Origin of the sequence: Weissella sp. MSCH1 (genome assembly GCF_045799135.1) — a bacterium.
In the GTDB taxonomy this organism is placed as follows: domain Bacteria; phylum Bacillota; class Bacilli; order Lactobacillales; family Lactobacillaceae; genus Weissella.
The window spans coordinates 1-6,207 of sequence record NZ_JBJMBA010000039.1; the positions used below are offsets into that span (position 1 = coordinate 1).

The following is a 6,207-nucleotide window of genomic DNA, read 5'->3' on the forward strand; positions in this document are numbered from 1 at the left end:
CAATGGCGCGGGACGGAATCGAACCGCCGACACTACGAGCTTCAATCGTATGCTCTACCAACTGAGCTACCGAGCCATTATAACGGTCACAACGGGATTCGAACCCGTGATCTTTCGCGTGACAGGCGAACGTCCTAACCAACTAGACCATGCGACCAAACATTTCTGTTTATGCTGAACTATTCTCTAGTTCAATTGCGGGAGCAGGATTTGAACCTACGACCTTCGGGTTATGGGCCCGACGAGCTACCAGACTGCTCCATCCCGCGATAATAATATAAGTGACATCTAAGATGTCAAAGGAGAATGTGGGATTCGAACCCACGCGCCGCTTTCACGACCTGACGGTTTTCAAGACCGTTCCCTTCAGCCAGACTTGGGTAATTCTCCATAAGACGTTAAGGTCTAAAAATGGACCTTGTTGGACTCGAACCAACGACCGGACGGTTATGAGCCGTCTGCTCTAACCAACTGAGCTAAAGGTCCTTGTTATTTGAGTCAATCGCGGCGGGGGGAATCGAACCCTCGACCTCCCGGGTATGAACCGGACGCTCTAGCCAGCTGAGCTACACCGCGAACTATAACATATTTTGTTATAAATCGGGACGACAGGATTCGAACCTGCGACCCCCTGGTCCCAAACCAGGTGCTCTACCAAGCTGAGCTACGTCCCGAACTTATTCATTTGAAATTAGCAAACTACGTTCGCTAATGGACCTAGCAGGACTCGAACCTGCAATACCCGGTTCGTAGCCGGGGTGTTTATCCAATTAGCATATAAGTCCATAAATAAGTGCCGGCTACCGGGATCGAACCGGTACGATGTTTCCATCGCAGGATTTTAAGTCCTGTGCGTCTGCCTATTCCGCCAAGCCGGCAAAGCGAACAACGGGATTCGAACCCGCGACCTCTACCATGGCAAGGTAGCGTTCTACCAACTGAACTATATTCGCATGATGCCGACTAAAGGACTCGAACCTTCGACCCTCGCTTTACAAGAGCGATGCTCTACCAACTGAGCTAAGTCGGCGACATAGTATAAATTCACCGGTTGACGGAATATTTATTATTTGTGGGTCATTACCCAATGGGTCGTCAGGGGCTCGAACCCTGGACCCATGGATTAAAAGTCCACTGCTCTACCAACTGAGCTAACGACCCAATGGACGTTACAGGGATCGAACCTGTGACCCCCTGCTTGTAAGGCAGGTGCTCTCCCAGCTGAGCTAAACGTCCAATACGCATCGCGACTTCCTATCCTCGCAGGAAGCGATCCTCCAACTACTTTCGGCGTTACTGAGCTTAACTTCTGTGTTCGGTATGGGAACAGGTGTGGCCTCAGTGCCATCGTCACGACACGACTAATATTTAAATTAGCATTACGAGATTAATTATCTCAAAACTGAATCATAATGTCAATAGTTAATTTCAAACTTCGTTTGAGCCTTACACCACGTTTTCAACTTGGTTAAGTCCTCGAACCATTAGTACTAGTCCGCTCCATGCGTCGCCGCACTTCCACTTCTAGCCTATCTACCTCATCATCTCTGAGGGGTCTTACTTCATAAAGAATGGGAAATCTCATCTCGAGGCGAGTTTCACACTTAGATGCTTTCAGCGTTTATCTCATCCGTACATAGCTACTCAGCGATGCTCCTGGCGGAACAACTGATACACCAGAGGTACGTCCACCCCGGTCCTCTCGTACTAAGGGCAGCTCCTCTCAAATTTCCTACGCCCGCGACGGATAGGGACCGAACTGTCTCACGACGTTCTGAACCCAGCTCGCGTACCGCTTTAATGGGCGAACAGCCCAACCCTTGGGACCGACTACAGCCCCAGGATGCGATGAGCCGACATCGAGGTGCCAAACCTCCCCGTCGATGTGGACTCTTGGGGGAGATAAGCCTGTTATCCCCAGGGTAGCTTTTGTCCGTTGAGCGATGGCCCTTCCATGCGGAACCACCGGATCACTAAGCCCTACTTTCGTACCTGCTCGACTGGTAAGTCTCACAGTCAAGCTCCCTTGTGCCTTTACACTCTGCGAATGATTTCCAACCATTCTGAGGGAACCTTTGGGCGCCTCCGTTACCTTTTAGGAGGCGACCGCCCCAGTCAAACTGCCTGCCAGACACTGTCTTCCACCACGCTTAGTGGTGCGAGTTAGAGTGGTCATACAACGAGGGTAGTATCCCAATGACGCCTCCACCGAAACTAGCGTCCCGGTATCAACGGCTCCTACCTATGCTGTACAAGCTGCACAAACACTCAATATCAAGCTACAGTAAAGCTCCATGGGGTCTTTCCGTCCTGTCGCGGGTAACCCGCATCTTCACGGGTATTTAAATTTCACCGAGTCTCTCGTTGAGACAGTGCCCAGATCGTTACGCCTTTCGTGCGGGTCGGAACTTACCCGACAAGGAATTTCGCTACCTTAGGACCGTTATAGTTACGGCCGCCGTTTACTGGGGCTTCAATTCGTACCTTCGCCGAAGCTAAGCACTCCTTTTAACCTTCCAGCACCGGGCAGGCGTCAGCCCCTATACGTCATCTTACGATTTTGCAGAAACCTGTGTTTTTGATAAACAGTCGCCTGGGCCTATTCACTGCGGCTCAGCTTTCGCTGAGCACCCCTTCTCCCGAAGTTACGGGGTCATTTTGCCGAGTTCCTTAACGAGAGTTCACTCGCTCACCTTAGGATGCTCTCCTCGACTACCTGTGTCGGTTTGCGGTACGGGCAGGTAAACACTAACTAGAAGCTTTTCTCGGCAGCGTGACATCACGGACTTCCCTACTTTATTTCGGTCCTCATCATAACTTGTCCTTAAAAGATAAAGCATTTAACTCGATCTAAGACTTATTATTTAACCCAGCATATCCAGCAGCTGGGATCCGTTAGCCTTCTGCGTCCCTCCATCGTTCAAACATGTTCACCTGGTACAGGAATCTCAACCTGTTATCCATCGACTACGCCTTTCGGCCTCGCCTTAGGTCCCGACTAACCCTGGGAGGACGAGCCTTCCCCAGGAAACCTTAGTCATACGGTGGACAGGATTCTCACCTGTCTTTCGCTACTCATACCGGCATTCTCACTTCTAAGCGCTCCACCAGTCCTCACGGTCTGACTTCATCGCCCTTAGAACGCTCTCCTATCGCGCCACTTACGTGGCACCCGTAGTTTCGGTGGTGTGTTTAGCCCCGGTACATTTTCGGCGCAGAATCACTCGACTAGTGAGCTATTACGCACTCTTTAAATGGTGGCTGCTTCTGAGCCAACATCCTAGTTGTCTATGCAACTCCACATCCTTTTCCACTTAACACACACTTAGGGACCTTAACTGACGATCTGGGCTGTTCCCCTTTCGACAATGGATCTTATCACTCACTGTCTGACTCCCGGACATACGTGATTGGCATTCGGAGTTTATCTTAATTTGGTAACCCGAGATGGGCCCCGCACCAAAACAGTGCTCTACCTCCAACACGCTACATTCCGAGGCTAGCCCTAAAGCTATTTCGGAGAGAACCAGCTATCTCCAAGTTCGATTGGAATTTCACCGCTACCCACACCTCATCCCAGCATTTTTCAACATGCACGGGTTCGGGCCTCCAGTGCGTTTTACCGCACCTTCACCCTGGACATGGGTAGGTCACCTGGTTTCGGGTCTACAACAACGTACTAATTCGCCCATTTCAGACTCGCTTTCGCTACGGCTCCGGTCTTTCCACCTTAACCTTGCACGTTATCGTAACTCGCCGGTTCATTCTACAAAAGGCACGCTATCACCCATTAACGGGCTCTAACTTCTTGTAGGCACATGGTTTCAGGAACTTTTTCACTCCCCTTCCGGGGTGCTTTTCACCTTTCCCTCACGGTACTGGTTCACTATCGGTCACTAGGGAGTATTTAGCCTTGCGAGATGGTCCTCGCGGATTCCGACCGGATTTCACGTGTCCGGCCGTACTCAGGATCCTGACGGGAGGTCAACATTTTTCGCATACGGGGCTATCACCCTGTCTCGCTCAGCTTCCCAGCTGATTCTGCTAAATGCTAACTTTGTAACTCCACAATGTCAGTCCTACAACCCCAAAGTGCAAGCACTTTGGTTTGGGCTCTACCGATTTCGCTCGCCGCTACTGACGGTATCGATTTTTCTTTCTATTCCTGTTGCTAATGAGATGTTTCAGTTCACAACGTCTACCTTCAACCTAACTATATATTCATTAGGTGATAACTTGCAAAACAAGTTGGGTTCCCCCATTCGGAAATCTCCGGATCAAAGCTTACTTACAGCTCCCCGAAGCATATCGGTGTTAGTACCGTCCTTCATCGGCTCCTAGTGCCAAGGCATCCACCATGCGCCCTTAATAACTTAACCTATCAACTTTCGTTGACGATATAAGTTTGAGTATGTGGCTCAAGGCCACAAGCGATTTTAAACTAATTTAAAAAACTCAAAAAATTACGCGGTGTATTTTTTCGGCTCAATTTATATTGCATTAACAATATTAAATGAATTTAAAAATTTACAATTATGATTCAGTTTTCAAAGATCTAATCTTACAACCCGCAGGTTGTAATGGAGAATATCGGGATCGAACCGATGACCCCCTGCTTGCAAAGCAGGTGCTCTCCCAGCTGAGCTAATTCCCCATGGGTATTTAATTGAGTGTAAGTCACTCAAAACTGACTATCGTTTCAATGAATGTGTAGGTTTCCGATTTTCCTTAGAAAGGAGGTGATCCAGCCGCAGGTTCTCCTACGGCTACCTTGTTACGACTTCACCCTAATCATCTGTCCCACCTTAGACGGCTGGCTCCCGAAGGTTACCCCACCGGCTTTGGGTGTTACAAACTCTCATGGTGTGACGGGCGGTGTGTACAAGACCCGGGAACGTATTCACCGCGGCGTGCTGATCCGCGATTACTAGCGATTCCGACTTCATGTAGGCGAGTTGCAGCCTACAATCCGAACTGAGACGTACTTTAAGAGATTAGCTCACCCTCGCGGGTTGGCAACTCGTTGTATACGCCATTGTAGCACGTGTGTAGCCCAGGTCATAAGGGGCATGATGATTTGACGTCATCCCCACCTTCCTCCGGTTTGTCACCGGCAGTCTCACTAGAGTGCCCAACTAAATGCTGGCAACTAGTAATAAGGGTTGCGCTCGTTGCGGGACTTAACCCAACATCTCACGACACGAGCTGACGACAACCATGCACCACCTGTCACCTTGTCCCCGAAGGGAACGCTCCATCTCTGGAGTTGTCAAGGGATGTCAAGACCTGGTAAGGTTCTTCGCGTTGCTTCGAATTAAACCACATGCTCCACCGCTTGTGCGGGTCCCCGTCAATTCCTTTGAGTTTCAACCTTGCGGTCGTACTCCCCAGGCGGAGTGCTTAATGCGTTAGCTGCGGCACTTAAGGGCGGAAACCCTCAAACACCTAGCACTCATCGTTTACGGTGTGGACTACCAGGGTATCTAATCCTGTTTGCTACCCACACTTTCGAGCCTCAACGTCAGTTACAGTCCAGAAAGCCGCCTTCGCCACTGGTGTTCTTCCATATATCTACGCATTTCACCGCTACACATGGAGTTCCACTTTCCTCTACTGCACTCAAGTCATCCAGTTTCCAAAGCAATTCCTCAGTTGAGCTGAGGGCTTTCACTTCAGACTTAAATAACCGTCTGCGCTCGCTTTACGCCCAATAAATCCGGATAACGCTTGGAACATACGTATTACCGCGGCTGCTGGCACGTATTTAGCCGTTCCTTTCTGGTAAGATACCGTCACACATTGAACAGTTACTCTCAATGTCATTCTTCTCTTACAACAGTGTTTTACGAGCCGAAACCCTTCATCACACACGCGGCGTTGCTCCATCAGGCTTTCGCCCATTGTGGAAGATTCCCTACTGCTGCCTCCCGTAGGAGTATGGGCCGTGTCTCAGTCCCATTGTGGCCGATCAGTCTCTCAACTCGGCTATGCATCATCGTCTTGGTGAGCCATTACCTCACCAACTAACTAATGCACCGCGGGACCATCTCTTAGTGATAGCAGAACCATCTTTTAAGTAGCAACCATGCGGTTGCTATTGTTATACGGTATTAGCATCTGTTTCCAAATGTTATCCCCTGCTAAGAGGTAGGTTTCCCACGTGTTACTCACCCGTTCGCCACTCTTTGCAATGTCCATCGTCATATC

General features: G+C 49.8%; 14 tRNA genes and 3 rRNA genes. All 17 read right to left on the bottom strand.

The window, feature by feature from the left end:
* Window positions 1–3: 3 nt before the first annotated feature.
* Window positions 4–76 (bottom strand) — tRNA-Phe (locus ACJ28U_RS05565).
* A 7-nt stretch (window positions 77–83) separates the two neighbouring features.
* Window positions 84–157, bottom strand: a tRNA-Asp gene (locus ACJ28U_RS05570).
* Between the two features lie 38 nt (window positions 158–195).
* Window positions 196–269 (bottom strand) — tRNA-Met (locus tag ACJ28U_RS05575).
* A 31-nt stretch (window positions 270–300) separates the two neighbouring features.
* A tRNA-Ser gene (locus tag ACJ28U_RS05580) sits at window positions 301–390 on the bottom strand.
* A gap of 22 nt (window positions 391–412) precedes the next feature.
* Window positions 413–486, bottom strand: a tRNA-Ile gene (locus tag ACJ28U_RS05585).
* 16 nt (window positions 487–502) lie between these two features.
* Window positions 503–576, bottom strand: a tRNA-Met gene (locus tag ACJ28U_RS05590).
* A gap of 24 nt (window positions 577–600) precedes the next feature.
* Window positions 601–674, bottom strand: a tRNA-Pro gene (locus ACJ28U_RS05595).
* A 38-nt stretch (window positions 675–712) separates the two neighbouring features.
* Window positions 713–785: transfer RNA gene (locus tag ACJ28U_RS05600), tRNA-Arg, on the bottom strand.
* A 9-nt stretch (window positions 786–794) separates the two neighbouring features.
* Window positions 795–878: transfer RNA gene (locus ACJ28U_RS05605), tRNA-Leu, on the bottom strand.
* A 2-nt stretch (window positions 879–880) separates the two neighbouring features.
* A tRNA-Gly gene (locus ACJ28U_RS05610) sits at window positions 881–953 on the bottom strand.
* Window positions 954–957: 4 nt separating this feature from the next.
* Window positions 958–1,030: transfer RNA gene (locus tag ACJ28U_RS05615), tRNA-Thr, on the bottom strand.
* Between the two features lie 58 nt (window positions 1,031–1,088).
* A tRNA-Lys gene (locus ACJ28U_RS05620) sits at window positions 1,089–1,161 on the bottom strand.
* A 2-nt stretch (window positions 1,162–1,163) separates the two neighbouring features.
* Window positions 1,164–1,236: transfer RNA gene (locus ACJ28U_RS05625), tRNA-Val, on the bottom strand.
* Between the two features lie 5 nt (window positions 1,237–1,241).
* Window positions 1,242–1,358, bottom strand: a 5S ribosomal RNA gene (gene rrf, locus ACJ28U_RS05630).
* Between the two features lie 106 nt (window positions 1,359–1,464).
* Window positions 1,465–4,379 (bottom strand): 23S ribosomal RNA (locus ACJ28U_RS05635).
* Between the two features lie 202 nt (window positions 4,380–4,581).
* Window positions 4,582–4,654: transfer RNA gene (locus ACJ28U_RS05640), tRNA-Ala, on the bottom strand.
* A gap of 78 nt (window positions 4,655–4,732) precedes the next feature.
* Window positions 4,733–6,207, bottom strand: a 16S ribosomal RNA gene (locus ACJ28U_RS05645); the annotation flags it as partial.